The organism is Bacillus sp. OTU530, assembly GCF_038440375.1.
Window position 1 is genome coordinate 1 of record NZ_JASATP010000128.1, and the last position, 886, is coordinate 886.

Sequence of the window (886 nt, forward strand, 5' to 3'; positions counted from 1 at the left end):
GACATTGACGTCTTTTAATTTGCTTTCAACTTCTTTCGTTGCAGCATCCAAAAACGCCTCATATGGCATCCCTTCTTGATTCACTTTCGGAACAATGCCTTTCGTTACTGGAACCTTCATCGCATCCTGCATTTGTTGTTCCGTAATATATCCTTGTCTATGCATGGAACTCAAGACAAGATTACGGCGTTTTGTGGCTGCCTTTACGTTTTCTTGTTTAGAAGGATCGTAGTTGTTTGGACTTTGCGGCAATCCGGCCAACATAGCAGCCTGTGGAAGCGTCAATTTCTTCAAGTCATCCGCTTCAATACCGTAGTAATTCATCGCAGCGGCAGCAACTCCATAAGAACGGTTCCCTAAGTTAATTTTGTTTAAATACATGGTTAAAATATCATGCTTAGAATATTTTTGTTCCAACTTATACGCTAAATACCATTCCTGTATTTTTCGTTTTAATGTTTTTTGAGGAGACAAAAATGAGTTTTTGATTACTTGTTGTGTAATGGTACTTCCGCCCTGGGACCCGAAGCCCCCAGTTAAATTTTCGAAAATCGCTTTACTAGTCCGTTTTATATCAATGCCATGATGTTGATAAAAACGTGAGTCTTCAGTCGAAATAAACGCCTGTTCCAACACTTTTGGAACTTGATTGTACGTAATCTTTGTTCGCTTTTCCTTTCCATATTCGTAAATAAAAGCCCCATCTTTATCATAAAACTTCGTCGATAGTGGGTCCGCTAATTTTGAAGCATCTATTGGGGGAACATCCTTAATCATATAAAAGAAAATAGCAACTCCTGATCCCACCGAAAAGATACCCATCAGTAAACACACAAGCAAGACCTTTTTCAAGAGGGATCCTTTTTTGGGGGGCTTTTTATTTCCT

The 886-nt window shown here is 39.1% G+C and carries 1 protein-coding gene; it reads right to left on the reverse strand.

The features are described 5' to 3' along the window. The coding region (locus AAHB12_RS31145; RefSeq protein WP_342048938.1) for a transglycosylase domain-containing protein at nucleotides 1-886 on the reverse strand (886 nt) is incomplete at both ends.